This is a genomic window from Natronorubrum bangense (genome assembly GCF_004799645.1).
Taxonomy (GTDB): domain Archaea; phylum Halobacteriota; class Halobacteria; order Halobacteriales; family Natrialbaceae; genus Natronorubrum; species Natronorubrum bangense.
The window spans coordinates 63,686-89,253 of record NZ_CP031305.1; the positions used below are offsets into that span (position 1 = coordinate 63,686).

Here is a 25,568-nt window from a genome sequence, read left to right on the forward strand (position 1 = left end):
GCGGTTAGCTCATCTCCCAGACGAAGACGCTCTCGTCTTCGCGGGCGTCCCACTCGATGTCGGCGTCAAGCCCGTAGATGCTCTGTTGCTGGTGGAGGAAGACCCACGGCGCCTTTTCGCGGGCCATCTCGTTGATGTCCTGGAGAAGGGCCTCTCGTTCCTCGGGGTCGTCCTCGACTTGTGACTCCTCGAGGGCCGTCTGCAGTTCCTCGTCGCGGAAGCTCTGGACGCCGCCGTCGTCGTGGAAGAACCCGAACATGCCGTAGTCTGCGTCGCCCGTGATGACTCCCCAGCCGATCAGGAAGAACGGAATCTCCTCGTGGTCGACGCCGGCAGAGTTCGCATCCGAAACCACGTCGAACGGGACGGTCTCGAAGTCACAATCGACGTTCGGAAGCTGGTCGATCTGGTCGGCCGCGCGTTCGCCGACCTCGGCGTCGTTTAAGTACCGGCCCTCGGGGACGGTGAGCGTGATGTCGGCTGGGTCATCCTCCGTGTGTCCTGCCTCTTCGACGAGTTCCTCGGCCTGCTCTAAGTCGTGTTCGTAGGGATCGAGGTCCGGATTGTATCCGTTGACTTCCGGCGGCGTCGGCTGGGACATCGGGGCACCGAAGCCGTTCAGGATGTCGGTGATGATCTCCTCGTTGTCGACGGCGTAGTTCATCGCCTGCCGGAACTCTTCGCTGTCGAACGGCTCGACCTCGTTTTTCATCGGCAGGAAGATGTTGCGGAACGAGGTCACCTCCTCGATTCGTGCGTCGTCGTCGTCTTCGACGTTTCCGACTTCGCCGGGCTGGACGTTGTCGACGAAGTTGGTCTCGTCGGCCAGCAGCGAGCTCACGCGACCGGAGTCGGAGGTCTCGCCCTCGAAGACCAGTTCGCCGACGTTTGGCTCGTCGCCCCAGTACTCGTCGAACGGCTCCATGACGATTCGGTTCTGGCCCGGGTTGTACTCGGTAACCTGGTACGGACCGGTGCCGTTGAATGCCTCGGCGTCGTCACCGGAAATGACGCCGTCGTCGGTCGTCGGTGCGTCGTTCTCGTACCACTCCTGACTGACGGCTCGCAGGTAGTTGCCGAACTCGAACTCCGCGAGTTGGGCCGCCCCGCTGTAGGACAGTTCGAGGGTCGTGTCGTCAAGCGCCTCCGCACCCTCGATCGAGCCGAGCCCGGCGACCTGGTCCGAGGCCGGCGGAACGTCGGGATCGATCTGTCGCTCAAGAGTAAACGCGATATCTTCCGCGGTCAGCTCTTGTCCCTGATGGAAGACGACGTCGTCACGAATCGTGAGTTCGACCGTGCCGTCGTCACCGTGTTCCCAGTCTTCGACGATGCGGCCTTCGGGCTCTTCACCCGGCGTAACGTCGAACAGCGGCTCGTAGACGTGATCGTATACGTTAAAGTATGGTCCCGTGATGTGGTCGTTCGGATCTTCGACGTCGGGGAACTCTCCCTGCGTAATCGTGAGCGAGTCTATATCCAGGTCCCCTTCCCCGTTGGGATCGCCCAAACAGCCAGCAAGGGCACCGAGGCCGGTCGTCGCCCCAGCGACTCCCGTGAGCTTCAGTAACGTTCGCCGATCGACACTCTGATTGGTAGCACCCTTCATATATCATAGGAATATAACCAGACGTTTATAAATATTGGTAGCGCCGGTGGAAATATATAGTTCCCTTTTCCACATGGAAAAAACTGCTGGAATCCTCTCTCGTACCACGTGATTCACCCACAAACTTAAATCCGTCTCATCACATACTACAGATATGGCCGCTCACGGCCGGTCCGCACTGCGTGACCTGTTCGACGAGTCGCCCACACCCCACATCGCCCACCCCCCGCGGACCCACCATCGTGACTTCTACGTCGCTACTGATGGGTCGTTCCGGGAATCGGGCGGTGGATTGGGCGCTGTCATCGAAACGCGCGACGGCACCCGTGTTGCCCGCGTCGCAACCACGGATATGCCGCCCGACAACAACGTCGCCGAGTATCGAGCACTCCATCTCGGCCTCGACGTACTGGCAGCTCGTGCCCCTCGAGACGCCCGCATCGGCGTCCTCATCGACCACGACGACCTCGCCAGCAACGTCAACAGCACGATCCTCGCGACGAACCATCCCGACGGGAAACCACCACGGCCCGTCTCCATCCCTGCCGCGACACGCTATCATTGGCGGGGTATTCTGGCTCGACTCCACGGCTTCGGCGAGGTTCGGGCCGCGCGTATCGATAGCGACCAAAATCCTGCCCACCCGCTCGCGAACACGCCCGACCGCTACCAGCACGTCAATCAGGAGCTAAACCGGTGTGTGCTCCCCGAAATACCAGAGCCGTCGGCAGCACAGGCCCAGTTCCCGCCGCCGTCCCGTGCCGACCGCAACACCGGTGGCGGACGCGCTTCGGACTGACTCACACGCAGGTCCAGCGTCGAGCTGACGCCGACCGGAACCGCCACCGTTATTTCGTCGTTCGGAAGATGCATACTCGATGAGCCTTCGCGTCGCCGTTGCTGCGCCGTTTATTCAGAACGGCACCCAGCGACTGCAGGAAAACGAGTTCGTCGTCGCGCTCTCACTCGACCGGGACTGGTTTTCTCCCGACCAGTCAAAACGTCTGATCGATATCGCGACACAGGAGGGACTCCTCGAGCGAGTCGATGGGGCCCTCGAGACGACGTTCGAGACGGCCGACGTGACGGTCCCCGAGGAGTTCGTTCCCGACGAAGACCTCCTGCAGGAACGCTCCGCGTTCGAGCGCGTCCTCGAGAGCCTCGTCGCCGAAGGCGTTGAGAAACACGAGGCCGTCGGCGCGATCAACACACTCCAGCAGGAACTCGGCTTGACGATCGAAGTCGCCGCCGTCGTCTACGCTCGCCGGGAAGGTATCGACGTCTCCGATCTGCTCCCCGTCGCTCGCTCGACGCTCTGTGATGACGGGCAAGCCGAAGGGCGTTAGTTGCCGGCCGACCGACTACGCGTATGGTCGAGGAACGGATCACCGATGGCCGCCGGATCGCCGAACTACTTGCGTCTGAACTCGACGGCCGCGAGGACGGGGTCCTCGAGTCGGTTCAGGTCATGAACGCCGACCGCGACGTCGAGCCGACGGTCGACGGTGAGCGGGCATACGACGTCACCGTCGCCGACGAGCGGATCGCACAGGTGTTCGTCCACGACGACCGGGCCCGCCTCGAGTTCGAGGCCGGACAGGACGTCGCCGCTGAGACAGCCAAGGAGTTGGAACTTCGCGTGCGACCGAAAGCGACCGAGCCGCCTCGAACGCTCGTCTTCGTCGAACACGGCGCGGCGGTCAAACGTGGTTCGGACGTGGTACAGGCGGTTTGTCGATCGCTGCAGACGGACTCGAGCGAGTAACGCGCCGTCAAAATAGCCTGTTTCGTTCTTATCGTGTCTCGAGCGCCCCAACGACGTCCGGAACCTGCTCGCCGACAGTCGACTGCTCGACGTGGGCCGTGGCCCGTGGGTCGGGGTCGGGGCCGTCCTCGAGCAGCACCTGCACGGCCTCGAGACCGGCGTTCGTCGCGCCGTAGATGTCGGCCTCGACTTCGTCGCCGATGTAGACGGCCTCGTCGGGAGCGACGTCGAGTTCGCCGACGATCGCGTCGAACGCACGGTGGTCCGGTTTGCCGGCCTCGAGTTCGCCGGTGACGAGCGCGGCGTCGAACACGCGTTCCCAGCCGAGTGTCGTGAGCTTGTCCCGCTGGGCGCGAACGGGGCCGTTGGTGAGCAGTCCGACGCGGTACTCTCCTTTGAGATCCTCGAGCATGGCTTCGACGCCGGGTAACGGCTCGAGCGTCTCGGCGATCGTCTGCCGGTAGGCGTCGGCGACGGCGGCCGGCTCGGCGTCGGTCTCCCGGCCCTCGAGCAGGTCGGCGAAAATCGGTTCTCTGGTCTCGCGCGTGAGATTGCGCCGATGGGCCTCGAGATACGCCTCGCGTGTCAGCGGTGGCGCACCGGCAGTGGCGGCTGCCTCCTGCAGAATCGTGGTTCGGTCCTGTGTGGGCACGGCGAGTGTGTAATCGAGGTCGAAGACGACCGCCCGTGGCATAGCAGTCACAGGGGGCTCGAGTAGGTTGAAGCTATCCCTTTTCGATGGCGTCGAAACCCGCCAACAAACGGGCTGAAAATGTCCGGCCAGTAGCGACCAGTCGGACGGATTGCTGTCCTGGTTTACCGGCGCACCGTGAATCGGTCTCCGATTGCGCCGAAACTGACGGACAGCCGTCTGTCTCAGTCGCGACTGAATCGGCTGCCGAAACCTCGTTTCTCGAGTGTGTCCAGCGTCTCGAGTTGGTCTGCTCGGAACGATTCCTTGTCGAAGTCGTCGCTGATTGCGGTCTCAATAGTGTCTATCAGCTGATCAGATGCGAGCACGTTCGGGACACTGACGTAGGTCGCCCCCTGATCGAGCAGTTCACGAGCTTCCGCGGAGGTCTCGGACCGGAGGATTACGTCAGCGTCGGTCTCGACCTCGAGGACGGCCTCGGAGACGGGACGGTGGTCGACTGTCGAAACGACGAGCGACGCCTCCGTCACACGGGCTTTGTCCCATGGATACGACGATATGGCATCACCGAAGGTGTAGTTCTGGCATTCGATCTGCATGTCATCCCAGAGGACGGGGTCGTTCTCGATCACGACGTACTCCCGGTCGAGTCGCTCGAGCGTATCGACGAGACGACGTCCCTGCCGACCGTAGCCGACGATCACGGTGTGGTCGGAGAGTCCGTCAGTGACGTGACTGCGCTCGTCAATCTTCCGAGTCTGCCGTCCGGCGACGAGTCGTTCGATGAGGGACCGATAAACCGGTTCCTCGTACCGTCTGGCGACGGACGTCAGGATCATCGTCGCAGCAGCCGCGAGGATGATGGCATCGAAGAGGGTCTCGGAGATGCTCCCAAGCAACAGCGCCTGAATCGCGACCACGAGCGACAGTTCGCTAACCTGATTGAGGCTCGTACTCGAGAGGAACGCGGTTCTGGCGTCGTACCCCTCGTAGACGAACGAGAGCATGAGTACGAACGGGTTGACAACTAACACGAGGAAGACGAGCGTGAGCGCGACGACGAGCACGCTGATACTGGGAACCGACACGAGTGCACCGAGCGTGACGAAGAAGATCGCGACGAAGAAGTCACGAATGGAGGCGATCCCGTTTTGAACACCGAGCGCGGAGATATCGTCTCCCCGGATCGAAATCCCAGCGGCGAACGCCCCAACGACGATCGAGACGCCGGCGAGTTCGGCCCCTGCAATGAACGCGATAAGGATCGAGATACTCCCCATCATCACGAGTTCATCGGAGCCACCGGCAAGTCGGACGAGTAGCGGGAATCCGTGCCGGTAGACCAACAGCGCCACGAGCAAGAGGAGGACGGCGTAGCCGATTTTCGAGGTCACGATCGTCGACGTGTACTGCTCGGCTGAGAGAACGACGATCAGGCCGATCGCGAGTAGATCGTCGAAGAAATGAACTGAGGAGGCGAGTCGGCCATGGACGAGGTTGCTCCGAATCTCCTGCTCGAGTTCGCGTGCACCGACGATAGTCGAACTCAACGTGGCGGCGATCGCGAAGTAGACCGCGTTCTCGGGGCCGAAGCCGAACACCAGGTAGGCGACGCCGAACGCGATCGGGCCGACGACGAGCAGCTGTGTGACGGCTGCCGTTTCGGCGTCTCTGAGCACCGATTGAATAGAGCTGAAATCCGTCCGGAAGCCGAACGTGAACACCAGAAACGCGATTCCCCACTGGGCGAGTTCGATGAGTTCCGGCTCCGCGACGACCGTGCCGGTGACCAGCCCCGCCAGCAGATAAAACGGGATCGGTGAGAGCGAGAAGTGATTGGCGATCAGGAGGAACACGCCAGCCGTCACGAAGACGACCGCGAGTGCAGTGATCAGGTCAGTCATCGCCATCACCTCCCGGACCGGTCCGCAGATGCTGGCGATCGGTCGGATCACTGCGTGCACGCTCGGTGATCCGTTCGATGTCACGTTCGACTGCTTCGTCGAACGATGCCGGGTCGGAGACGTACCATTCGAGGTACTCGCTCAGCTTTTCGGCGGTCAGGTATGTACTCAGAATCACGTATGATGCGCCGCGGTCGTAGAGCTCACGCGCACCGTCGATCCGCTCGGCTTCGACGAAGGCGGTCGCGTCGTCACTAACCTCATTGAGGAGTGCTTTGTTCACGTCCAGTTGGACGGTCGAACTCAGGACGAACGACGCGTTCTTGAGGTTCGCCGCCTTTCGGATTTCGCCGTGACGGAAATCGCCGTAGATGTAGTCGTACCGCCCTTCTTCCTCGAGTTCCTCGATATGGTCCGTCCGGCGGTCGATGATGACGACGTCCCCGTACTCTTCCTCGAGCAACGGCAACACCTGCTGGGTGACCTCGTCGTAGCCGATGGCAATGGCGTGGTCGTCGTACGATTTCAGATCGATATCGGTTTTCGATTCGGACTCGAAGCGGCTGAACCACGGCTTCGATTTGGCGTAGAGCGTGTGGTTGTAGTTGATGATGTACGTCGAGACGCTCATCGTCATGAGCGCCATCAGACTCAGATAGCCGAGGATGTCCGTGCCGATGTAGCCCTGCTGGACTGCAAGCGCACCGACGACCAGCGAGAACTCACTGACCTGAACCATGTTGATCGCCCCGAGGAAGGAGGTTTCGACGCTGAAATCCTCCCGGTCGATCAGATAGAACATGATCCAGAAGTTGCCGACCATCAACACCACCGAGGCGACGATCGCCTCGAGCCAGTAGGCAAGCAGGTCGTCGGCCGCGAGTCGCAGCCCGATGCTGGCGAAGAACACGAGGATGAAGAAGTCCGTGATCGGCGTAATTCGATCCTCGAGTTCCTTGCTGTAGGGCAACTGGGCGAGGCTGATGCCGGCGAGGAAGGCCCCGACCTCGAGGGAGAGATCGAACTGTTCGGAGACGGCAATAAAGAGGAAGGCCCATGCGATGGAGACGACGAGGAAGACGTCCTTGTTGTCCGCGATCCGGCGGAACAGTTTCGGCAGGAGATATCGCGAGGAGGCGATCGAGAAGACACCGATAAACGTCATCATGACGGCGATGACGCCGAGTGTGGTCGCAATCTCGTTTGCACTGCCGAGTTCGTCGGCACCGAGCAAGGCGAGGATGATGACGAGATAGATGTCCTGAACGATGAGGACGCCGACGTCGATCTTCCCCGGTAGCGCGGTGATTTCGTCTTTGTCGGTGAGGATTTTGACGATGATCGGCGTCGCACCGAAGACGGTCGCCAACGCGATGATGACGACTTCCGTGGGATCGAACCCGAGCGCCCACGCGACTGCGAGTGCGAGTGCCGTCTGGAGAATCGTCTGCCAGACGGCGATGTTGATTATCGGGCGTAAAATCTCTCGGATATCGTCGAATCGCATCTTCATCCCGAGCAAAAAGAGCAGGAAACCGAGCCCGAGTTCGGCCATGCTCTCGACGAGCCCGTCTTCGGTGACGATGTCGAACATCACCGGGCCGAGGATCAGCCCCGTCAGGATGTAGGCGATGATCGTGGGCTGGCCCGTCTGGCGGGCGATCAGGCCAACGATCGTCGCGACGACGATAATAATCGCAAAGTCAGCCGCGAGGGCAATTTCACTCATCAGTGAGTAGTTCACTCGTGCATAGGTTCACTGCTGTTGTTATAGGTTGTCTTCTCCGTTCGGAACCACTCGCACGTCGTGAGCGGTCATACGGACTGCTGGAGTCACTGACCGTCGATCACCGACCCCGCCGCCCGTGATCGGGACCGCAGACCGTCTCAGTCGGCCAACCCCTCGATCAGAAACGTCGCGGATGCGAGGTTCGTCGCCAGTGCCGTGTCGTGGACGTCACAGATCCGCAACAGCGCGGAGATGTCGGGCTCGTGGGGCTGGGCGCGGAGCGGATCTCGGAGGAACACGATCCCATCGAGTTTGTTTTCGGCGACCTCCGACCCGATCATCAGGTCCCCACCGAGTGGCCCCGACTCCTTGCGCTCGACCTCGAGGTCGGTTGCCTCCATCAGTCGCTTACCGGTCGTCCCAGTTGCGATCAGGTCGTACGCACTCAACTGCGTTTCGTGTGTTTGTGCAAACTCGAGGAGATCCGACTTCTTCTCGTCGTGGGCAATAAGTGCGACGCGGGTCATATCGGATCGTTGATCTCCGGGACGATAACTGTGTGTGGCGCAACCGGTCCGCATTCGGCTCCGCTCGAGCGGAGCCGAACGTTTTTCGTGGCTGCTCGCCCGACCACTCGCCATGACAGATTCTGAGCCCAGTGCCCATCACGTCGGTATCACCGTGAGCGACCTCGAGGCGACCCTGCCGTTTTATCGGGACGTCCTCGGACTCGAGGTTATCACCCGATTCAGCGTCGGTGGCGAGGCCTTTTCGGCGGGCGTCGGCGTCGAGGACGCACGCGGCGAGTTTGCCCATCTCGACGCGGACGGCTGTCGAATCGAACTCATCGAGTACGACCCGCAAGCGCGGGGGTCGCCGGCCGCTGGTCTCAACCAGCCCGGGGCGACCCACGTCGGGCTTTCGGTGGACGACCTCGAGGCCTTCTATGACGCCTTACCCGAAGACGTTTCGACGATCAGTGAGCCCCAGACCACCGAAAGCGGAACGTCGATCCTGTTTCTGCGCGATCCAGAGTCGAATCTGATCGAAATACTCGAGAGCTAAGCGAGCCCCGAACCCGTTTCGAAAACTCAGCCGGTTCCTGCTCACGCGAGCGTCGATCGGACTTCCTCGACGGGGACGTCACAGTTCGAACAGACGTGCTTTTCGGCGGCGATATAGACGGTTCCACACGCCGAGCAGTGAAAGAGATTGCCGGGTGCGTCCGGGTTCGTGGCCGACTGATCGTCCGTCGCCTCGTCGGCGGTGTCGTCTGCCGGCGTGTCATCGGCAGCGAACAGTGTCGAGCGGATCCGATCTCGGATTCGGCCGATCGGAGAGGAAGAACGTCTGTTGGTTCGAATAGTCATGCGGTAGGTTTCGATTATATTCGCGAAGTAGTTGCTGTCTAAAGTATTTGGGAGTGGACCTACCGAGACGCACAACTGCTCGAGTCGAGAGCATCGAATACGGGTCGCTTCGGTGGCGTATCCGTCGGATCTGTCTCTGCGGGGCACGTGTGGTTACTGTGTACGTATACCGAGACGTCTCGAGAGCGGCCGAGCTCTCGAACGCGTCCGAGTGCTCTCTGACTCCGGCCGAGAGTATAGCAACCTTTTCGACCGTCGGGGGACCACTCGCTCGCATGAACTTCTTCGACCGCTTGCACGACCGTATTCGGACGGTCGACAGCGTCGTCAGCGTCGGACTCGATCCCGACCCGTCACGTATTCCTGCCCACCTCCAGGAGCACGACCTCCCGCGGTGGGCGTTCAACCGCCGGATCATCGACGCCACCCACGAACACGCGGCCGTCTACAAGCCGAACGCCGCCTTTTATGAAGACCCTGACGGCTGGCGTGCACTCGAGGAAACGATCGCCTACGCCCACGGCAAGGACGTCCCCGTCTTGCTCGACGCGAAACGAGCCGACATCGGGAACACGACCCGCCAGTACGCCGAGATGCTCGAGACCGTCGACGCGATCACGGTCAACCCGTATATGGGCCGGGACTCGCTGCAGCCGTTTCTCGCAGACGAGGAATCTGGCGTCTTCATCCTCTGTCGGACCTCGAACCCCGGCGGTGCGGACATTCAGGACCTCGAACTCGAGACGGGCGAACCCGTCTACGAGCGCGTGGCCGCGCTGGCGGATCTCTGGAACGACAACGACAACGTCGGCCTCGTCGTCGGCGCGACGAAACCCGAAGAACTCGAGGAGTTGCGCGAGCAGGTGCCGGAGCTGCCGTTTCTCGTGCCCGGCGTCGGCGCACAGGGCGGCGATGCCGAAGCCGCAGTCGAGTACGGCCTCGCAGACGGCGTCGGGCTGGTCAACTCCTCGCGCGGGATCATCTTCGCGGGCGAAGAGCAGGGCGAGGAGTTCGCCCACGCCAGCGGTCAGGCCGCAAAACGGCTGAAAAAGCGGCTCAACCAGTATCGGGAGTGACGCTGGGTCACTGTCTCGGCTGAACACGCTCTTCAGTTCGTCGTTTCTCGGTTCTGTTTCAGCCGTTCGGGCTATCTTCAACCACGCGACCTGCGATTCGGCCGTCGACGACGCGACCGAGGAGTTCGACCTCGACTGGCTCCGCCGGCGGTCGGTCCTCGAGTCGCTCGAGTCCCTCGACGACCGCGATATCCATCGGACTCGAGTCATGTGGATGGTCGGCGACGAGTCGGCCGTCGCGTTCCTCGAGGAGAAGGTCAAACCGGTCACCGATCGCAAGCGATTCGTCGAGTAGATCACGAATAGACGTCATAGCGGCCTCACAGGCGGTGGATATCCACGTCGTCGGACTGGCGGCTGGGGTCTGCCTGTGCGACACAGTCGACACAGAGCCCATGCGCTTCCTTGTAGTGGACTGAACAGGCGAGCGTGCCACAGTTTTGACACTGCTCTTCGGCGAGTCGTGACTCACAGATCTGGCAGAGACCGCTGACGCTCATGGCCGTAGTAGGGCCTCGAGTCTCTTGAAACCGGGGCTGGAACTGCGCCGTCACGATCGACGAATCCGACGGCTGTGGGACACCTCGTTTCTGTCTCCGTGAGAGAACGATGCCCGCTGTGACGATGCTATCATGTTTTATGTTCACAACCCACGGGAAGGCTTTTGCCATGTGGGATACTACCGGGCCACATGAGCCGTGACCGGGCTCTTCTCAAGCGAGCCCTGGACCGTGGCGAACAGGACGGTGGCAACGTCGAATTCAAAGAGCGACTCTCACGAGACGTCCACCTCGAGGGTGGACGACGAGAGAGTTTGGCCGCACAACTGCGCCACCGACTGCTCTCCGGCGATGGCGAGGCGACCTACGTCGTTGGTGTAACGGACGACGGTGGCCTTGCCGGGATCGATCCGGACACGTTCGCCGAGACGATGGACGTTCTCTCGCTGCTCGCCGAGGAAGCCGACGCGCATATCAACGACGTCCAGACGTGGGGCGTCGATGACGGCCTCGTCGGCATCGCGATCATCCAGGAAGGTGGTGTCCTCGAGACGGACGACGAACACGTCGTCGTCGGCACTGCGGGTCACGTCGACCACGGCAAGAGTACACTCGTTGGATCGCTCATCACTGGCACGCCGGATGACGGCGACGGTGCCACACGTAGCTTCCTCGATGTCCAACCCCACGAGGTCGAACGCGGCCTCTCGGCTGACCTCTCCTATGCAGTCTACGGCTTCGATGACGAGGGCCCGGTCCGAGTGCGAAACCCGAACCGTAAGGCGGATCGAGCGTCGGTCGTCGAAGAAGCCGATCGACTCGTCTCCTTTGTCGACACTGTCGGCCACGAGCCGTGGCTGCGGACGACCATTCGCGGCCTCGTCGGCCAGAAACTCGATTACGGCCTGCTCGTCGTCGCCGCCGACGACGGTCCGACCCGAACCACGCGCGAACACCTCGGCGTCTTGCTCGCCACCGATCTCCCGACGATCGTCGCGATCACGAAAACTGACGCCGTCAGCGACGAGCGTGTCGAGGAAGTCGAACGCGAGGTCGAAGGAGTTCTCCGCGAAGTCGACAAATCGCCGCTGCGGGTCGCCCGTCACGGCGTCGACGCTGCCATCGACGAGATCGGTGATCGCGTCGTCCCGATCGTCGAAACCAGCGCGATTACGATGGACGGCCTCGAGACGCTTGACGAACTGTTCGACCGCCTGCCAAAGACGTCCCAGGACACCGGCGAGTTCAGGATGTACGTCGACCGGAGCTACTCGGTAACTGGCGTCGGCGCGGTCGCCTCGGGGACGGTGATGTCCGGCGAGGTCGAAGCCGGCGACGAACTCTTACTCGGCCCGATGCCCGACGGCCGCTTCCGGGAGGTCGAAGTCCGCTCGATCGAGATGCACTACCACCGTGTCGACAAGGCTCAGGCGGGTCGAATCGTCGGCATTGCACTCAAAGGCGTCAAAGAGAGCGCCATCGACCGGGGCATGGTCCTCCTGCCTCGCGACGCCGATCCCAACCCGGTTCGGGAGTTCGAGGCCGAAGTGATGGTACTCAACCATCCTACCCGGATCGGCGAGGGGTACGAACCGGTCGTCCACCTCGAGACGATCGGCGAGGCCGCCGTGTTCTCCCCCGAAAACGGTCGCCTCTTGCCGGGTGACACCGGCGAAACCACGGTCCGGTTCAAGTTCCGACCCTACCTCGTTGAGGAAGGCCAGAAGTTCGTCTTCCGCGAAGGTCGCAGCAAGGGTGTCGGAACGGTGACCGGTGTCCATCTGATCGAGTAACGCTGCCGCTTTTCCATGCTTCGTCGGGCACTGGTTCGAACGCCCGGCTACAGGTCGAACGACTCGACGAGCAGCTCTTCGTCCGTCTCGCCGTAGACGTACGTTGGGCCGCCGATGACGTCGACTGTCACCTTCGCAGGCGCGAAGAGATCCGACGGGACCTCCGTGAAGTCCCACTCGAGATCGTCAAAGATCTCTCCGAACGGCCGGCCGTGGCCCTCGGCGGCCGTCGACGGCACCGAGTCGAAGACATCGGCATCCTCACGGACCGTCAGATGTGCCGTGCCGCCGTAGGCGATCGCGTCGTTCGTGCGTGCGATGGCAGTCCGCTCGTCGCCAGCGACGGGCGCGACCGGTGCCCGTCCCGTCGCCGAGACGATGTCCATCGGATCGTAGCCCAGTTCCGAGAGGCGGAACGTCGCAAGTTCGGCCGTGCGAGCGGCGTTCGTGATCGATCCAACGTGACTCGCGGTTGGGTACGCAAGCAGGAAGACACCGCTGGTCTCGACTTCGGCGAGGTCAGCGACCTGTTCAGCGGCGGCTTCGGTTGGGTCCTGATCCGTTTCGACAGCCAGCGCCGTCAGATCGAACGCGTCCGTGTAGCCGACGCGGCGGAACTCCGATTCCTCGGCCACGAGCGCACGTGCCGGACCGCTGCCAAGCCCCTCGAAATCCTCGGTCGTTAGCTCCCAGCCCGCCTTCTGCGAGCAGAGCAGCGACAGCGCCGGCTGATCCGTCGAGAGTTCGACGAACGGAACCGGCGCGCCACCGAGTTCGCCGAGGTCGTGACTCGGCGTTGCCATCCCTGCTGTCTGAATCTCCGTCAGTAACAGCCCTGCCTCGATCCCGCCGGCGAACTCGAGTCCGAAGTCGAGTACTGTCGCCTCGTTGTCGAGGTCGTAGCCACCGATGTTCAGCTCCTCGGCGTACTCGAGGGCCTCGTCGACCAGCTCGATCGCCATCCGATTGAGACTTTCCATAGCGGAGGATTCACCCTCCGACCTAAAACAGTTTGTCAGTTCGTGTCCGCAGCCGTCGTCGCTGCTCACCGACTGCACCGGCATGCGGTCTGCTGTAATTCATTTCCGGCGTGACCGCGAGCAGTCCTGCGGTCGTGGCAGGACATCGGGACGGCAAACCGTATCAGGTCGCCACGTCGTAGCCCGCGTCTTCGATCGTTCCGCTAACCGTAATCTCGTCAACCGTCGTCTCATCGTGTTCGACGCGTACCTCGCCCGCCTCGTGGTCTGCCGTCGCAGACGCGACCCCCTCGAGCGCCTCGAGTGCGTCGGTCACGGTTGCCTCACAGCCATCACACGCCATGCCGGTTACCTCGAGTGTTGTCTGTTTCATCGCCGGTGTCTCTGGTCTCGACGGAAGTGAGCGTTCTGTTTTCGGTGAGGTGGGATACCGAACGGGGGTGTTCTCTGTGTAGGAGACATCGCTTGACTCTCGACAGCCAATCATGCTCGATCACAGCAGTTATTTCGACGACTGTGCGTGTGTCGTGTACTTGTGGCTCTCAATCATGTTCCGTTTGCCGTCGAATACGACGCTAGAGTTCCGCTTCGCACGCGTCATTTCCGGGGAACCGACCGGCAGACGACCAGCACTAGTTCTGATCGGGTGACGGAGACGCGATGAGCAACGCCGTCGAATCACGACTCCAAGTTCGAGGGTGGAAAGGGTACACTGCACTAATCCTTCTGTGGCAGGTGACCGCGAGTATCTGTTTTTATTCAGTGTATGCGGTGACGCCGTTCATCCGTGATGAGTTTGGCATTTCTGCGACCTACGTCGGCGTGATGATGACGACGCTGACACTCGGCTATACGCTCTTTTTGCTCCCGGTCGGGTCGATTATCGACGAGCACGGAGAAGACCGAGCGTTGGTCCTCGGATTGCTCGGCCTCGCCGTCGGTGCCGTTGGCGTGACGGCAGCACCGACGTATCTCACCTTGCTCGCGGCCGTGTTCGTCCTTGGTGCGTTCTATGCGACAGCGATGCCGGGTACTAATAAGGCAGTTTTCAATGCGATTCCAGCCGACCGGCTCAACACCTCGATGGGGATCAAGCAGGTGGGTGTGACTGCCGGAAGTGGGATCAGTGCCGTTCTTGTCCCGTGGTTCGGTGCCGCATACTTCGGCTGGGAAGTCGCGTTCCTCCTTGCGGCGGGCTGGGCGGTGATTATAAGTATCGTCTTCTGGTCGATCTATGATGCTGGGAGTCGGAGCGGCGACAGCAATCGTCACGGTATCCGCGGCCACCTTGCGAATCCGGAGTACATGCTGTTGGCAGCTGCTGGATTCGCGCTTGGCGCAGGCCTGTTTACCACGATCGGGTACACCATTCTTTACATCGATGAGAATGTCGGTGCAAGCGTCGTTCTCGCTGGTGTTACCCTTGCTGCCGCGCAGGTCTTTGGCAGCGCTGGCCGTATCGGATTCGGTTGGCTCGCCGATCATCTTTCGATGCCGCTGACCGCATCGACACTTCGTATCCTCTGTCTCCAAGCGAGTGCCTCAGCAGTCCTTTTCGTCGCAGTGACGTTTGTCGACAGTCCAGTCGTCGCGCTCGTCCTCTTTTCTTTGCTCGGTTTCTTTGTACTCGGCTTTACTGGCGTCTACTACTCCTGTATTGGCTCGCTCGTTCCCACCGAAGAGATGGGAAGCGCGACCGCCGGTGGACAGATCGCGCTCAACTGCGGTGCTCTGCTTGCACCGCCCGCATTCGGTCTCATCGTCGATACTCGCAGCTACGAGGCGGCGTGGACGATGCTCGCGGGCGCGTCGTTCGTTGCCCTCTTGCTTCTCGTCGTTCTCCTCTGGCGAACGTAACACACCGTCTCCCACGCTCGAGGACCCTGTTGTACCGGTTGGTCACTGGCTCGCACGCCACATGGAATATCAACCGTTATGAACACAATCGCAATGGTACACGTATGGAGTTCATCCATACTGCAATCTGGGTCGACGATATCGACGCGACGAGAACCTTCTACTGTGATATCCTTGGACTCGAGGAGACGTGGGGGTTTACGGCCGACGACGGCGTCGAAAACGTCTACATCGGCACCCCTGACGGTTCCGAGATTCAGTTCAAGCACGATCCCGACGGAGACACAGCTGATCCAACGGGTATCGACCACCTCGCACTCGGTGTCGAAGATACCGACGACGTTTTCGACCGCGTCGTCTCAGAAACCGACTGTGACGTCCTCGAGGAGCCGACGACGATGGATGCAATCGATCGACGAGTCGCGTTTGTTCGTGATCCGAACGGCTACGTCGTCGAGTTCGTCGAACGCGTCTAGCTCCGAACTCGTTGCACTGCCAGATAATTTCTTTACCACCGCTAGCAAAATGCAGCCTAATAATAAACACTCAAAACATATTCTTGTGCGGAAACATATGATGATTGATCATAGATCATGGTCAATCCAACATAGTTAAACCAGGCAAGTGCAAGCATGTGAGTATATGCCAGATATGACGCAGCTGAGTCGACGTAATGTTCTTAAGGCAACTGGTGCAGCAGGAATCGCCGGTCTTGCTGGTTGTCTCGGCAGTGACGGGGAGACGGTCACGATCGGTGCGACCTCCGAAAACAGCTCGAGCCAGCAGGCGGCACAGGCGCTTGCACGTGCGGCAAACGAGCACAGCGAAGACGTGAACGTCTCGCCGCAGGTTACGAGCGGGTGGACCGCAAACCTCGACGAGTTCGACAGCGATAACATCCCCGCGATGGCCGTCGACAACAACTCGCTGTCGAAGGCGATGAACGAAGAAGATCCCTTCGACGAGGACCCTGTCGACGACTTCCCGATGCAGGGGTTCGTGTTCACGAGCCTCGAGATGTACTGGGTCGCAACTGAAGAGTCGGGCATCGAATCGACCGCCGACATCGTGGACGGAGATTACGATATCTACCCGATTCAGCCAGGATTCGGTACCCGACTGCTGACCGAGGAGGTCATTGATCGGGCCGGTATGTGGGAACCGCTCGACGACGAGGGTCGAATCTACAATGGTGACACCGGCGACGTTGCTGGTGCGGTTGAGGAAGGCCGAGTGGACGCACTGTGTGTTTACGGTGCAAACGGCGTCGACCTCACCTCGTGGGCCGAAGAAGTCGACGTGCAGGCGGACTTGCAAGCGATCCCGATCCACGACGAGTTCGAAGAGGCAATCGATAACACGCCTGGCGCACTCAAAACGGAGTTCGAGCCCTACGGCTGGAACCAGGATGTCACCGAAATCACTGACACTGTAACCAGCTGGGCACTCGGTGCACAGTGGGCGTTCGGACCCGAAGTGTCGGCAGATGCGACCTACGAGATCGCACGCCTCGCATATGAGCACGACGACACGATCCGTGAATCCGATCCGACGACGATCGACCACACGCCAGAATCGATGACCGAAGCCGTTATCGAAGACCTCGAGATTCACCCCGGTGTCGCGGATTTCTTCGAGGAACACGGCGTCTGGGACGACTCCTGGACTCGCGGCGAGATCTGAACAGAAACGTAGCACACCCTCTACGAACTATAATGATTGATAACAAAACACATCGCCAGTATCGCGTATCGAATAGCCGTAGGTGACTATGCAATGGTGACTCTCAACACAGACCGGAACAAACGGATACTCGAGTCGGTCCTCACCTACGGATCGGTCCTCTTCTGGGTGATGGTCCTCGGCTGGTCGTACTCTCAGCTGATGCCGCGTGCACAGTATGGGATCGTGTTTCTGGGCGCGATCTTACTCGTGTACATTGTCAACGAATTCATCGGCGTCATCGAAGAGGAAGACCGCCTTTCAGCGGTGTTGCTCACGATATCTGCAGCCGTCGTCATCACGACGGTGGTCTACCTCTTTACCAACTACAGTGCCCTCTATGAAGGTGCACGCGGGATCGCGACCGATTCAGCACTCGCGCTCGCGCTTGCGTTCACGCTGGTAATCGTTTATCTGACCTGGCGATCGTTCGGAATGACGTTCCTCGTCGTCTTGCTTGCCGGAATCGGATACGGTCTGTTCGGCCAGTACATCGGTGGCATCCTGGGACACGGCGGCATCACGTCCGAACGGATGCTTCGCCTCCTCGTCCTCGAGGTCGAGGGCTTTTTCGGGTCACTCAACCGACTCGTGGCAGCATGGATCGCGCCCTTTTTGCTCTATGCTGGCCTGCTCAAGGCCTACGGCGCGTTCGACATGATCTTGCGGCTGGCGGTTCGCTCCGCGAAATACATCTCGTCTGGGGTCGCCCAAACTGCGGTCGTCGCCAGTGCTGTCATCGGCTCTGTTAACGGGAGTCAGACCGCAAATGCGGGAATGACCGGATCGTTCACGATTCCGATGATGAAAGAAAGCGGCGTCAAACCCGAAACCGCCGGCGGGATCGAGTCCGTTGCCTCGACTGCTGGTCAGGTCCTCCCACCCGTGATGGGTGCAGCAGCGTTCATCATGGTCTCAGTGATCGGTGGTTCTGTCACGTACGTCGACGTGATGCTCGCTGGACTCATCCCGGCAGCAATCCTCATGGTCTCGATTTTTGCCGGTGTTCACTATATTGCAGCACCACAGATCGAGAATCCCACGATGGACGACTACTTCCAAGGGACCAAAACCACCGGTGAGTTCATTTATGAGGGCCTCAAGTACGCGATTCCGCTTGTGATCCTCCTCTACGTGCTTGGTGTCCTACAGTACACCGTGATGACCGGTGCGCTGTGGACGGCGGTGGCGATGATCATCACTGGCATCACGTTCCCGATTGCAAGAGCCCTGTACGAAGGAGAGAGCCTGACAGCAAAGGGTCGCGAAGTTCTTGTACATACTCGCGACGGGGCCCGTGAGGGCGCTGTGGTGCTCGCACCGGTTGCAATCATCCTTGCAGCAATCAACGGCGTCGTCGATATCTTGCTCACGACTGGCGTTCCGACGGCAATCTCGCTTGCATTGATGGACCTCTCCGGTGGCGTCCTCCTCCTCGCGGCAGTGATGTCGATGATAATCTGCATCCTCCTCGGGCTGGGAATGCCGACATCGGCAGCGTACACGATCGTCGCGTTGCTGGTCGCGCCTGCACTGACCGGACAGTTCCTCCTTCCCGACTTTGCTGCACACTACTTCGTCTTCTACGCTGCAATCCTCGCCGGACTGACCCCGCCAATCGCTACGTGCGCTGCGGTCGCCTGTGGGATCGCCGGTGCGAGTTTCTGGAAGACCGTCTGGGAGGCACTGAAAATCTCTGCGCCGCTCTATGTGCTCCCATTCGCGTTTATTTACCATCCGGAGCTCGTCTCCGGAGCGTTCGACGCGACTGCGATCAGCGCTGGTGCCCTCGCCATGCTCGGTGCACTGACGATCATCCACGGGATCAACTACCGGTTTGCCTTCGGTCGAAGCGTCTCCACCGGTGCTCGAGTCGTCTTCTTCGCACTCGGGATCATCGTGATGGTCTACCCCGACCTGCTGGTGCAGCTTGGCGCTCTCGCCGCTACGGCCGGCCTATTGGTCGTCCAGACAATCGTCGGAAAACCTGATCCGGTCGGAAAGCTCCAGGCGCTTGCAACCGGAATCAACGGTAGCAGCAAAGAGCCGATTGAAGCCGAACGGCCATAACCGCACTGCGTTTTGTTTCTCTTCGATCCGATCTCTCGAGCGTTACTCGTGGCTCGTCGCTGGCCGACCGAGATGATCCTCGACAGCCTCGACTTTCGCTGACGCAGTTGTCTCCTGCGTGCGCTTATCGTCGATCTTCAACACCGTGCTCACGCGGTCGCCGTCGACCGCTTCGTGGGCCGCCTGCGCAGCCGCGAACAGCTCCCCGATCTCGTCGGCCTCGATCACCGTCCCCATCGGGTTCGTCTCGTAGGCGACGTCGTACGCCTCGAGTGCATCGACGGCTTTTGCGACCTCGCCGGACATACTCCCCTCGGTCACTGGTGCCACACTCAGTAGTGCAACGACTGTCATCGATCGTACTGAGGATCGGAACGCCCCTAAATCCGACCCCTCGTTTCCACAACGGGAACACTCAACACAGCGTTACAGAACGAGCAGCGACGCTCGCGTGGCGTCGTGGCTGCTGGGAACGCACACGAGACGATTACTCGGCTTGGGGACGCGGGCAGTCGGTCAGTTCGTCTTCGATGATCGACTCGAGTCCGTCGGCGGATAGATGATGACATCTCCGTTGGCGTAGACGTACACCTCGTACTCGAGGGCGGTGAAGGCGACGTGACCACCCGTGCGCTCGGTGCCGTCTGCCTTTTTTCTGAATAGTCGGTCGAGTGCGTCCGGATCGACGCTGTCGTACAGTGAGAACTCGCCCTGTGAGACGTCGGTGTCCGCAATCGACGCAAGTGCATGGACGATCGTCGTCGTAATCGTCGCAGTGCCGTCGATATCGTGGTGGAAGACGTAGCGATCGTTCGTCTGATCGTACTGAATGTCGTCCGTGTCGTCGGTGGATGTGAGTTCAGTTTCCATAGGAGGTCTGCGAGTTCGGGCGTCTATCATTTCCTAGCCCTTCATGGTATAAAAGCCAATCGTAGACAACATTCGTAACTGTCTCTGACTGAAATGCTGCCTAATAGTTCAAAAATAGCCATTCTCTGTTGTCAATGAACGTCGTATTTACTGACTGGCTAGTGACATCAACGAATACGGCCTGTGTGCTCGTCTCTGCTATCGTGGTCGCTCGTGGTATTGGAGCCAAAGCACTACGCTGGCTGACGTTGACTCGCGTGAAACAGCTCGCTCGCTTCGATCGACGCTGTGACAGACTTGCTTCGAATCCAGGTTCGCATTCCAGAATTCGACGCGTACTCACGACACGCTTCGCGGTCGCTTGTGGGATTATATTTAGAGAAGTGCGCTGGCTGGAGTCTGACCCCCTCCTGAGAACCTGCTTGCTACGTTCGCAGGACCGAAGTCTGCTTCAAATTCGAGAACGATTTGCACTGAACAGATGACTCGCTACGCTCGTCGTTACAGTTCAATGAAAATGCGCTGGCTGGGATTTGAACCCAGGTTGTGACCATGGCAAGGTCACGTGATACCACTACACTACCAGCGCGTACTCACTCGGTCTCGAGTGCATTCGGATGGAGTTGCTACGTCTATTTATAAATGTCGAAACGAAAACCGCCCGCTCTGTGCCACGTTGCAATCAGTCTCTCGATTAGAACTCGAGCAACCACAACCTCCGTTTCGACCTGTTCGTACAACTGCCGGTACAGCTCGTCGGCATCGTCTGCTATCGAAGCGCGCTGGCTATCGTAGCCACTGCACGTCACTGCACGCCAGATCGCCTGGTTGGAGCGCGGTTCGACGCGATCACCGGAGCGAGAACCGCAATCTGGTGAGCGGGGAACGACGTGACCCGTGAGCTATGCGATCCGTGTGGACATCGTTTCAGTTGTTACTCTAGGATTTGGGCCGATCCTGAGAATCGACTCGTGTTCCTCACAGAACCGAAGTCTGCTTCAAATCCAGATTCGCATTCCAGAATCCATCGCATACTCACGACACGCCTCGCAGTCGCTCGTGGAATTGAGTTCAGAGAAATGCGCTGGCTGGGATTTGAACCGCTCCTGAGAACCTGCTCGCTACGCTCGCAGAACCTCAGTATGCTTCAAATCCGAGAACGGTTTTCACTGAACAGACGGCTCGCTACGCTCGTCGTTACAGTTGACAGTGAAAATGCGCTGGCTGGGATTTGAACCCAGGTTGTGACCATGGCAAGGTCACGTGATACCACTACACTACCAGCGCCCTGTTGCGCACTTACACTTACACCGGCAGGGATGTATAAGGGTTGCGAACCGGGAGCAGTATGGGTGTTCACGACGTACCATGTGGCTTCGACATAGCTTTCACCGATTCGTGTGCACACGCGTAGAAAAGATATACACGGGTTTCCAGTCACACCGTCGGCTCGTCATTTGAGACTCCCTGTATGTCCTGATTTCCCACGTGTGAGGCGTTCACAGCCGCAATCGAATCCGCTATCCTTTTACGATGGTATCGGCAACACATCGCTACAGTCTAGTGACGCGGCGCCGAAGCGTCTCGGCATGACCGTCAGCATACTCGTCCCGTCGTCGCTCACCCGTGAAGCCGAGGACAAACGCGAGGCAACTCGCAAACTCGGATACGTCGCCCGCGCGGCGACGATCTTTCGGGCTGATCGCCTGGTCGTCTACCCGGATCGGGAAGGCGAAACAGGCAGATTCGACGGCGGGTTCGTAAGCACCGTCTTGCGGTACGCCGCAACGCCACCATACCTTCGAAACGAGGCATGGGGAATGCGGGACGAACTGGAGTATGCGGGCATCTTGCCGCCGCTCCGCGCCATGTCACAGACCGGCTCCGAATCTACCGGTTCGGGGTCGTCAAGACAAGGAATCGTGACCGAGGTCGGACCTGAAGGGCGCGTCCGGGTCAATTGCGGCTTGCAACACCCGATCTCCCTCAACGTTCCTCCGAAAATGGAGGTCGACGAGGGGGAGCGCGTGACCGTCAGGATCTCTTCGCGACGACCGGTCCGAGCGAAACTCGAGGACAAACCCCTCCCGGGGCTGTCAGTCGAGCGGACGGACCTTTCCGCAGCACTCGGCCGTGAGGACGCTGGCGTCTGCATCGCCGCTTCCCGATTCGGTGAAGAGCTCACCGTCGGGCGGCTTGGGACGCTGGCCGGACGCATCGATCGTGACGGGCTGACTGTCGCGTTCGGTGCGCCCGAGAGAGGGCTGCCGGATATCCTCGGAATCGAGGCATCAGCTGTCAACGCGTCGTCGGGACAAGGCGACGCGGCCGAATCGTCCACTGGGGACGACACAGCCGATGACGGAGTCGAACCCACAGCCGATCCAGGGTTCGACCTCTGGCTAAATACGGTTCCGAATCAGGGCAGCGAGGTTGTGCGAACGGAAGAGGCTCTGTTCGCCACCCTCGCTCCCCTCTCACTGCAAGAGTGATAGAATGCCACAACCAAACGCACCACGCAAAGGCTCACTCGGGTTCGGCCCACGACAGCGGGCGACCAGCGAGGTCCCACGCTTTAACTCGTGGCCGGACGACGACGGACAGCCGACGCTCCAGGGTTTCGCGGGCTACAAGGCCGGTATGACCCACGTCGTTATGGTCGACGACAAAGCGAACTCGCCGACCGAGGGAATGGAAGAGACCGTTCCCGTGACGATCGTGGAGACGCCGCCAATGCGCGCCGTTGCTCTGCGAGTGTACGAAGACACCCCGTATGGTATGAAGCCACTGACTGAGGTCTGGACCGACGAGTTCGTTCCCGAACTCGATCGCGTGCTGGACCTTCCCGGTGACGATTACGACGTCGATGCCGCGACGGACGAACTCCGTGGCTACCTCGAAGAGGGACGCATCGACGACGTTCGCGTCATCACCCACACGGTACCGGGGGAGGTTCCCTCGATGCCGAAGAAGAAACCGGACGTGATGGAAACGCGCGTCGGCGGCGGCTCTATCGAAGAGCGCGTCGACTTCGCCCTCGAGACCGTCGAGGACGGTGGCGAACACGTCATGAACGACATGTTCCGTGCCGGCGAGTACGTCGACGCAAGCGGCGTCACGAAAGGGAAAGGGACGCAGGGTCCCGTCAAGCGATGGGGCGTCCAGAAACGCAAGGGCAAACACGCCCGGCAGGGCTGGCGTCGCCGCATCGGCAACCTCGGCCCCTGGAACCCATCCCGCGTCCGCTCGACGGTCCCACAGCAGGGACAGACGGGCTACCACCAGCGGACGGAACTGAACAAGCGCCTCGTCGACATCGGCGACGGCGCAGACGCGACGGTCGACGGTGGCTTCGTCAACTACGGCGAAGTCGATGGACCGCACGCGCTGATCAAGGGCTCGCTCCCCGGGCCAAACAAGCGTCTCGTACGCTTCCGCCCGGCGATCCGACCCGGAGACCAGCCGCGCCTCGATCCCGAGGTGCGCTACGTCTCCACCGCATCCAACCAGGGATAACACATGGAAGCAACAGTACGCGACCTGAACGGCGACGAAACGGGCTCTGTCGAGCTCCCGGCGGTCTTCGAGACCACATACCGCCCGGACCTGATCGCCCGCGCCGTTCGTGTCGCCCAGGCAAACCGGAAGCAGGACTACGGTGCCGACGAGTTCGCTGGCAAGCGCACGCCGGCTGAATCGTTCGGTAGCGGCCGCGGTATGGCCCACGTCCCACGCCAGGATGGACGCGCACGACGCGTTCCTCAGGCTATCAAAGGACGAAAGGCCCACCCACCAAAGGCCGAAAAAGACCAGTCCGAATCGATCAACACGAAAGAAAAGAAGTTGGCCGTCCGCAGCGCCATCGCGGCAACGACGGACGCCGAAATCGTCGCCGACCGTGGTCACGAGTTCGACGAGGACGCCGAGATCCCGGTCGTCGTCGACGACGAGTTCGAGGACCTTCAGAAGACGAAGGAAGTCGTCTCGTTCCTCGAGGCCGCTGGTCTCGAGGCCGACATCGAACGTGCCGACGAAGGTCGAAGCGTCCGATCCGGACAGGGGAAAGCCCGTGGCCGGAAGTACAAGACGCCGACGTCGATCCTCTTTGTCACCTCGAGTGAGTCCGGCCCATCCCGTGCGGCCCGGAACCTCGCTGGTGCCGACGTCACGACGGCTGCGGAGGTCAACGCAGAGGCACTCGCACCCGGCGCACAGCCGGGTCGACTGACTGTCTGGACCGAAAGCGCACTCGAAGAGGTGGCAGACCGATGAGTTCGATCATCGAACACCCACTGGTCACGGAGAAGGCGATGAACGACATGGACTACGAGAACAAGCTCCAGTTCGTCGTCAACCCCGACGCCACCAAACCCGAGATTCGCGACGAAGTCGAAGCTCGCTTCGACATCTCGGTCGCTGACGTCAACACGCAGGTAACGATGAAAGGCAAGAAGAAAGCGACAATCAAACTGTCCGAGGACGACGACGCTCAGGAAGTCGCCTCCCGGATCGGGGTGTTCTAAGAATGGGACGACGCATTCAAGGACAACGACGCGGACGCGGGACATCGACGTTCCGTGCCCCATCCCATCGCTACAAGGCGAAACTCGACCACAAGAAGGAAGAAGACGACGACGTCATTCGCGGAACCGTCGTCGACATCGAACACGACCCGGCTCGGTCCGCACCGATCGCCGCTGTCGAGTTCGAAGACGGCGATCAGCGACTCATCCTCGTTCCTGAGGGTGTCGCCGTCGGCGAGGAGATCCAGGTCGGTGTTTCGGCTGAGATCAAACCCGGGAACACGCTCCCGCTCGCGGAGATCCCCGAAGGGGTTCCGGTCTGTAACGTCGAGGCAAACCAGGGCGACGGCGGTCGATTCGCTCGCGCCTCCGGTGTCAACGCAGACCTGATCACCCACGACCGCAACGCAGCGGTCATCCAGCTCCCAAGTGGCGAGGTCAAGCGCCTCGATCCGCAGTGCCGTGCAACCATCGGCGTCGTCGCTGGTGGTGGCCGAACGGAGAAGCCGTTCGTCAAGGCAGGGAACAAGTATCACAAGATGAAATCGCGCGGGACGAAGTATCCACGCGTCCGTGGTGTCGCGATGAACGCCGTCGACCACCCATTCGGTGGCGGTGGCCGCCAGCACCCCGGCAAACCAAAGTCCGTCTCGCGGGACGCCCCGCCAGGACGGAAGGTCGGTGACATCTCGTCCCGACGCACCGGTCGAGGTGGCAACAAATGAGTCAGGAGTACCGAACCGGCCGTGAAGGTGAGTTCACCTACCGCGGCTACACGCTCGACGAGCTGCAGGAGATGGAGCTCGAAGAAGTTGCAGAACAGCTACCCGCTCGCAAGCGGCGAAGTATCAAACGCGGTCTCTCCGTCGAGAAGCAGAAGCTCCTCGAGAAGGCCCGCGAAAAAGACGAGGAAGAGACAGCGAACGCGCCGATTCGAACCCACCTTCGGGATATGCCAATCCTGCCGGAGTTCGTCGGCCTGACCTTCGAGGTCTACAACGGCCAGTCGTTCGAGCGCGTCCGTGTCGAACCCGAGATGATCGGACACTATCTCGGCGAGTTCCGACTGACCCGGACGTCCGTCGAGCACGGACAGGCCGGTATCGGTGCGACTCGATCCTCGAAGTTCGTCCCACTGAAGTGATCAC

At 60.6% G+C, this 25,568-nt stretch carries 28 protein-coding genes and 2 tRNA genes; 16 read left to right on the plus strand and 14 right to left on the minus strand.

All coding sequences use genetic code 11. The features are described 5' to 3' along the window. Positions 1-4: 4 nt before the first annotated feature. On the minus strand, positions 5-1,609 hold the full coding sequence (locus DV706_RS00270; RefSeq protein ID WP_006067730.1) for an ABC transporter substrate-binding protein: 1,605 nt from the start codon (positions 1,607-1,609) through the stop codon (positions 5-7). Positions 1,610-1,763: 154 nt separating this feature from the next. On the opposite strand from DV706_RS00270, the gene DV706_RS00275 reads away from it, so the two are divergent. From DV706_RS00275 to DV706_RS00285, 3 genes are all read left to right on the plus strand, one after another. Continuing rightward, on the plus strand, positions 1,764-2,408 hold the full coding sequence (locus DV706_RS00275; protein ID WP_006067731.1) for a ribonuclease H family protein: 645 nt from the start codon (positions 1,764-1,766) through the stop codon (positions 2,406-2,408). A 79-nt stretch (positions 2,409-2,487) separates the two neighbouring features. Beyond that, entirely contained in the window at positions 2,488-2,955 is a 468-nt protein-coding gene (locus DV706_RS00280; protein ID WP_006067732.1) for a DUF2240 family protein, read from the plus strand. A 23-nt stretch (positions 2,956-2,978) separates the two neighbouring features. Next, positions 2,979-3,374, plus strand: coding sequence for a hypothetical protein (locus DV706_RS00285; RefSeq protein ID WP_006067733.1), 396 nt, complete (start codon positions 2,979-2,981; stop codon positions 3,372-3,374). Between the two features lie 28 nt (positions 3,375-3,402). On the opposite strand, the gene DV706_RS00290 is transcribed toward DV706_RS00285, so the two are convergent. The 4 genes from DV706_RS00290 to DV706_RS00305 form a co-directional block, all read right to left on the minus strand. After that, positions 3,403-4,068 (minus strand): HAD family hydrolase, encoded by a 666-nt coding sequence (locus tag DV706_RS00290; RefSeq protein WP_006067734.1) that lies wholly within the window; start codon positions 4,066-4,068, stop codon positions 3,403-3,405. Positions 4,069-4,250: 182 nt separating this feature from the next. After that, on the minus strand, positions 4,251-5,936 hold the full coding sequence (locus DV706_RS00295) for a cation:proton antiporter (RefSeq protein WP_006067735.1): 1,686 nt from the start codon (positions 5,934-5,936) through the stop codon (positions 4,251-4,253). Then, the gene (locus DV706_RS00300) at positions 5,923-7,659 is read right to left on the minus strand and encodes a cation:proton antiporter (RefSeq protein ID WP_006067736.1); all 1,737 of its coding nucleotides are present in this window, start codon (positions 7,657-7,659) and stop codon (positions 5,923-5,925) included. Before DV706_RS00300 ends, DV706_RS00295 begins: the two co-directional genes overlap by 14 nt. A gap of 158 nt (positions 7,660-7,817) precedes the next feature. Next, positions 7,818-8,186, minus strand: coding sequence for a methylglyoxal synthase (locus tag DV706_RS00305; protein ID WP_006067737.1), 369 nt, complete (start codon positions 8,184-8,186; stop codon positions 7,818-7,820). 112 nt (positions 8,187-8,298) lie between these two features. On the opposite strand from DV706_RS00305, the gene DV706_RS00310 reads away from it, so the two are divergent. Next, positions 8,299-8,724 (plus strand): VOC family protein, encoded by a 426-nt coding sequence (locus DV706_RS00310; protein WP_049889991.1) that lies wholly within the window; start codon positions 8,299-8,301, stop codon positions 8,722-8,724. Between the two features lie 41 nt (positions 8,725-8,765). On the opposite strand, the gene DV706_RS00315 is transcribed toward DV706_RS00310, so the two are convergent. Then, the gene (locus DV706_RS00315) at positions 8,766-9,029 is read right to left on the minus strand and encodes a hypothetical protein (protein ID WP_006067739.1); all 264 of its coding nucleotides are present in this window, start codon (positions 9,027-9,029) and stop codon (positions 8,766-8,768) included. A 275-nt stretch (positions 9,030-9,304) separates the two neighbouring features. On the opposite strand from DV706_RS00315, the gene pyrF reads away from it, so the two are divergent. Next, on the plus strand, positions 9,305-10,105 hold the full coding sequence (gene pyrF, locus DV706_RS00320) for an orotidine-5'-phosphate decarboxylase (RefSeq protein ID WP_006067740.1): 801 nt from the start codon (positions 9,305-9,307) through the stop codon (positions 10,103-10,105). Between the two features lie 58 nt (positions 10,106-10,163). On the opposite strand, the gene DV706_RS00325 is transcribed toward pyrF, so the two are convergent. Both DV706_RS00325 and DV706_RS00330 read right to left on the minus strand, forming a co-directional pair. Next, positions 10,164-10,418: a hypothetical protein gene (locus tag DV706_RS00325; protein WP_006067741.1), complete on the minus strand. Its 255-nt coding sequence runs from the start codon at positions 10,416-10,418 to the stop codon at positions 10,164-10,166. 7 nt (positions 10,419-10,425) lie between these two features. Next, positions 10,426-10,605 carry a hypothetical protein gene (locus DV706_RS00330; RefSeq protein WP_006067742.1) on the minus strand — a complete coding sequence of 60 codons (180 nt, stop codon included), beginning with the start codon at positions 10,603-10,605 and terminating at the stop codon, positions 10,426-10,428. A gap of 191 nt (positions 10,606-10,796) precedes the next feature. Here DV706_RS00330 and DV706_RS00335 point away from each other — a divergent pair, with 191 nt between their 5' ends. Next, positions 10,797-12,398, plus strand: a complete 1,602-nt coding sequence (locus DV706_RS00335; protein WP_006067743.1) for a GTPBP1 family GTP-binding protein — start codon at positions 10,797-10,799, stop codon at positions 12,396-12,398. Between the two features lie 47 nt (positions 12,399-12,445). Here DV706_RS00335 and mch read toward each other — a convergent pair whose 3' ends face one another. Both mch and DV706_RS00345 read right to left on the minus strand, forming a co-directional pair. Continuing rightward, positions 12,446-13,378: a methenyltetrahydromethanopterin cyclohydrolase gene (mch, locus tag DV706_RS00340; RefSeq protein ID WP_006067744.1), complete on the minus strand. Its 933-nt coding sequence runs from the start codon at positions 13,376-13,378 to the stop codon at positions 12,446-12,448. A gap of 163 nt (positions 13,379-13,541) precedes the next feature. Further along, positions 13,542-13,751 carry a heavy-metal-associated domain-containing protein gene (locus tag DV706_RS00345; protein WP_049889992.1) on the minus strand — a complete coding sequence of 70 codons (210 nt, stop codon included), beginning with the start codon at positions 13,749-13,751 and terminating at the stop codon, positions 13,542-13,544. 287 nt (positions 13,752-14,038) lie between these two features. On the opposite strand from DV706_RS00345, the gene DV706_RS00350 reads away from it, so the two are divergent. From DV706_RS00350 to DV706_RS00365, 4 genes are all read left to right on the plus strand, one after another. Then, positions 14,039-15,235: an MFS transporter gene (locus DV706_RS00350; RefSeq protein ID WP_006067746.1), complete on the plus strand. Its 1,197-nt coding sequence runs from the start codon at positions 14,039-14,041 to the stop codon at positions 15,233-15,235. 104 nt (positions 15,236-15,339) lie between these two features. Beyond that, positions 15,340-15,711: a VOC family protein gene (locus tag DV706_RS00355; protein ID WP_006067747.1), complete on the plus strand. Its 372-nt coding sequence runs from the start codon at positions 15,340-15,342 to the stop codon at positions 15,709-15,711. A gap of 166 nt (positions 15,712-15,877) precedes the next feature. Next, a complete protein-coding gene (locus tag DV706_RS00360; RefSeq protein ID WP_136350752.1) occupies positions 15,878-16,918 on the plus strand; it encodes a TAXI family TRAP transporter solute-binding subunit in 1,041 nt (346 codons plus the stop codon). Positions 16,919-17,011: 93 nt separating this feature from the next. Then, positions 17,012-19,027, plus strand: a complete 2,016-nt coding sequence (locus tag DV706_RS00365) for a TRAP transporter permease (RefSeq protein WP_136350753.1) — start codon at positions 17,012-17,014, stop codon at positions 19,025-19,027. A 42-nt stretch (positions 19,028-19,069) separates the two neighbouring features. On the opposite strand, the gene DV706_RS00370 is transcribed toward DV706_RS00365, so the two are convergent. The 4 genes from DV706_RS00370 to DV706_RS00385 form a co-directional block, all read right to left on the minus strand. Further along, positions 19,070-19,381 carry an MTH1187 family thiamine-binding protein gene (locus DV706_RS00370; protein WP_006067750.1) on the minus strand — a complete coding sequence of 104 codons (312 nt, stop codon included), beginning with the start codon at positions 19,379-19,381 and terminating at the stop codon, positions 19,070-19,072. Positions 19,382-19,543: 162 nt separating this feature from the next. Next, complete coding sequence (locus DV706_RS00375) at positions 19,544-19,897, minus strand: HalOD1 output domain-containing protein (protein WP_006067751.1); 354 nt, start codon at positions 19,895-19,897, stop codon at positions 19,544-19,546. 518 nt (positions 19,898-20,415) lie between these two features. Then, positions 20,416-20,486, minus strand: a tRNA-Gly gene (locus DV706_RS00380). Between the two features lie 627 nt (positions 20,487-21,113). Beyond that, positions 21,114-21,184: transfer RNA gene (locus tag DV706_RS00385), tRNA-Gly, on the minus strand. Between the two features lie 302 nt (positions 21,185-21,486). Here DV706_RS00385 and DV706_RS00390 point away from each other — a divergent pair. Genes DV706_RS00390 through DV706_RS00415 form a run of 6 tightly spaced genes read left to right on the plus strand, consistent with a single transcriptional unit; the run spans position 21,487 to position 25,564 of the window. Then, the gene (locus DV706_RS00390) at positions 21,487-22,389 is read left to right on the plus strand and encodes a putative RNA uridine N3 methyltransferase (protein WP_006067752.1); all 903 of its coding nucleotides are present in this window, start codon (positions 21,487-21,489) and stop codon (positions 22,387-22,389) included. A 4-nt stretch (positions 22,390-22,393) separates the two neighbouring features. Next, positions 22,394-23,413 (plus strand): 50S ribosomal protein L3, encoded by a 1,020-nt coding sequence (locus DV706_RS00395; protein ID WP_006067753.1) that lies wholly within the window; start codon positions 22,394-22,396, stop codon positions 23,411-23,413. 3 nt (positions 23,414-23,416) lie between these two features. Further along, positions 23,417-24,169, plus strand: coding sequence for a 50S ribosomal protein L4 (gene rpl4p / locus DV706_RS00400; protein ID WP_006067754.1), 753 nt, complete (start codon positions 23,417-23,419; stop codon positions 24,167-24,169). Continuing rightward, on the plus strand, positions 24,166-24,420 hold the full coding sequence (locus DV706_RS00405) for a 50S ribosomal protein L23 (protein WP_006067755.1): 255 nt from the start codon (positions 24,166-24,168) through the stop codon (positions 24,418-24,420). Before rpl4p ends, DV706_RS00405 begins: the two co-directional genes overlap by 4 nt. 2 nt (positions 24,421-24,422) lie before the next feature. Next, positions 24,423-25,145, plus strand: coding sequence for a 50S ribosomal protein L2 (locus DV706_RS00410; protein ID WP_006067756.1), 723 nt, complete (start codon positions 24,423-24,425; stop codon positions 25,143-25,145). Further along, complete coding sequence (locus tag DV706_RS00415; protein ID WP_006067757.1) at positions 25,142-25,564, plus strand: 30S ribosomal protein S19; 423 nt, start codon at positions 25,142-25,144, stop codon at positions 25,562-25,564. The genes DV706_RS00410 and DV706_RS00415 overlap by 4 nt, the downstream gene beginning before the upstream one ends. The last annotated feature ends 4 nt before the right edge of the window (positions 25,565-25,568 follow it).

Excerpts from the sequence above, each read along its gene's own strand:
- DV706_RS00300 (WP_006067736.1), bottom strand. The coding sequence starts at position 7,659 with ATGAGTGAAATTGCCCTCGCGGCTGACTTTGCGATTATTATCGTCGTC.
- DV706_RS00350 (WP_006067746.1), top strand. The coding sequence starts at position 14,039 with ATGAGCAACGCCGTCGAATCACGACTCCAAGTTCGAGGGTGGAAAGGG.
- DV706_RS00355 (WP_006067747.1), top strand. The coding sequence starts at position 15,340 with ATGGAGTTCATCCATACTGCAATCTGGGTCGACGATATCGACGCGACG.
- DV706_RS00315 (WP_006067739.1), bottom strand. The coding sequence starts at position 9,029 with ATGACTATTCGAACCAACAGACGTTCTTCCTCTCCGATCGGCCGAATC.
- DV706_RS00405 (WP_006067755.1), top strand. The coding sequence starts at position 24,166 with ATGAGTTCGATCATCGAACACCCACTGGTCACGGAGAAGGCGATGAAC.
- DV706_RS00285 (WP_006067733.1), top strand. The coding sequence starts at position 2,979 with ATGGTCGAGGAACGGATCACCGATGGCCGCCGGATCGCCGAACTACTT.
- rpl4p (WP_006067754.1), top strand. The coding sequence starts at position 23,417 with ATGGAAGCAACAGTACGCGACCTGAACGGCGACGAAACGGGCTCTGTC.
- DV706_RS00395 (WP_006067753.1), top strand. The coding sequence starts at position 22,394 with ATGCCACAACCAAACGCACCACGCAAAGGCTCACTCGGGTTCGGCCCA.
- mch (WP_006067744.1), bottom strand. The coding sequence starts at position 13,378 with ATGGAAAGTCTCAATCGGATGGCGATCGAGCTGGTCGACGAGGCCCTC.
- DV706_RS00360 (WP_136350752.1), top strand. The coding sequence starts at position 15,878 with ATGCCAGATATGACGCAGCTGAGTCGACGTAATGTTCTTAAGGCAACT.
- pyrF (WP_006067740.1), top strand. The coding sequence starts at position 9,305 with ATGAACTTCTTCGACCGCTTGCACGACCGTATTCGGACGGTCGACAGC.
- DV706_RS00330 (WP_006067742.1), bottom strand. The coding sequence starts at position 10,605 with ATGAGCGTCAGCGGTCTCTGCCAGATCTGTGAGTCACGACTCGCCGAA.
- DV706_RS00415 (WP_006067757.1), top strand. The coding sequence starts at position 25,142 with ATGAGTCAGGAGTACCGAACCGGCCGTGAAGGTGAGTTCACCTACCGC.
- DV706_RS00390 (WP_006067752.1), top strand. The coding sequence starts at position 21,487 with ATGACCGTCAGCATACTCGTCCCGTCGTCGCTCACCCGTGAAGCCGAG.
- DV706_RS00370 (WP_006067750.1), bottom strand. The coding sequence starts at position 19,381 with ATGACAGTCGTTGCACTACTGAGTGTGGCACCAGTGACCGAGGGGAGT.
- DV706_RS00270 (WP_006067730.1), bottom strand. The coding sequence starts at position 1,609 with ATGAAGGGTGCTACCAATCAGAGTGTCGATCGGCGAACGTTACTGAAG.
- DV706_RS00365 (WP_136350753.1), top strand. The coding sequence starts at position 17,012 with ATGGTGACTCTCAACACAGACCGGAACAAACGGATACTCGAGTCGGTC.
- DV706_RS00325 (WP_006067741.1), bottom strand. The coding sequence starts at position 10,418 with ATGACGTCTATTCGTGATCTACTCGACGAATCGCTTGCGATCGGTGAC.
- DV706_RS00275 (WP_006067731.1), top strand. The coding sequence starts at position 1,764 with ATGGCCGCTCACGGCCGGTCCGCACTGCGTGACCTGTTCGACGAGTCG.
- DV706_RS00375 (WP_006067751.1), bottom strand. The coding sequence starts at position 19,897 with ATGGAAACTGAACTCACATCCACCGACGACACGGACGACATTCAGTAC.
- DV706_RS00280 (WP_006067732.1), top strand. The coding sequence starts at position 2,488 with ATGAGCCTTCGCGTCGCCGTTGCTGCGCCGTTTATTCAGAACGGCACC.
- DV706_RS00295 (WP_006067735.1), bottom strand. The coding sequence starts at position 5,936 with ATGGCGATGACTGACCTGATCACTGCACTCGCGGTCGTCTTCGTGACG.
- DV706_RS00290 (WP_006067734.1), bottom strand. The coding sequence starts at position 4,068 with ATGCCACGGGCGGTCGTCTTCGACCTCGATTACACACTCGCCGTGCCC.
- DV706_RS00345 (WP_049889992.1), bottom strand. The coding sequence starts at position 13,751 with ATGAAACAGACAACACTCGAGGTAACCGGCATGGCGTGTGATGGCTGT.
- DV706_RS00305 (WP_006067737.1), bottom strand. The coding sequence starts at position 8,186 with ATGACCCGCGTCGCACTTATTGCCCACGACGAGAAGAAGTCGGATCTC.
- DV706_RS00410 (WP_006067756.1), top strand. The coding sequence starts at position 24,423 with ATGGGACGACGCATTCAAGGACAACGACGCGGACGCGGGACATCGACG.
- DV706_RS00310 (WP_049889991.1), top strand. The coding sequence starts at position 8,299 with ATGACAGATTCTGAGCCCAGTGCCCATCACGTCGGTATCACCGTGAGC.
- DV706_RS00335 (WP_006067743.1), top strand. The coding sequence starts at position 10,797 with ATGAGCCGTGACCGGGCTCTTCTCAAGCGAGCCCTGGACCGTGGCGAA.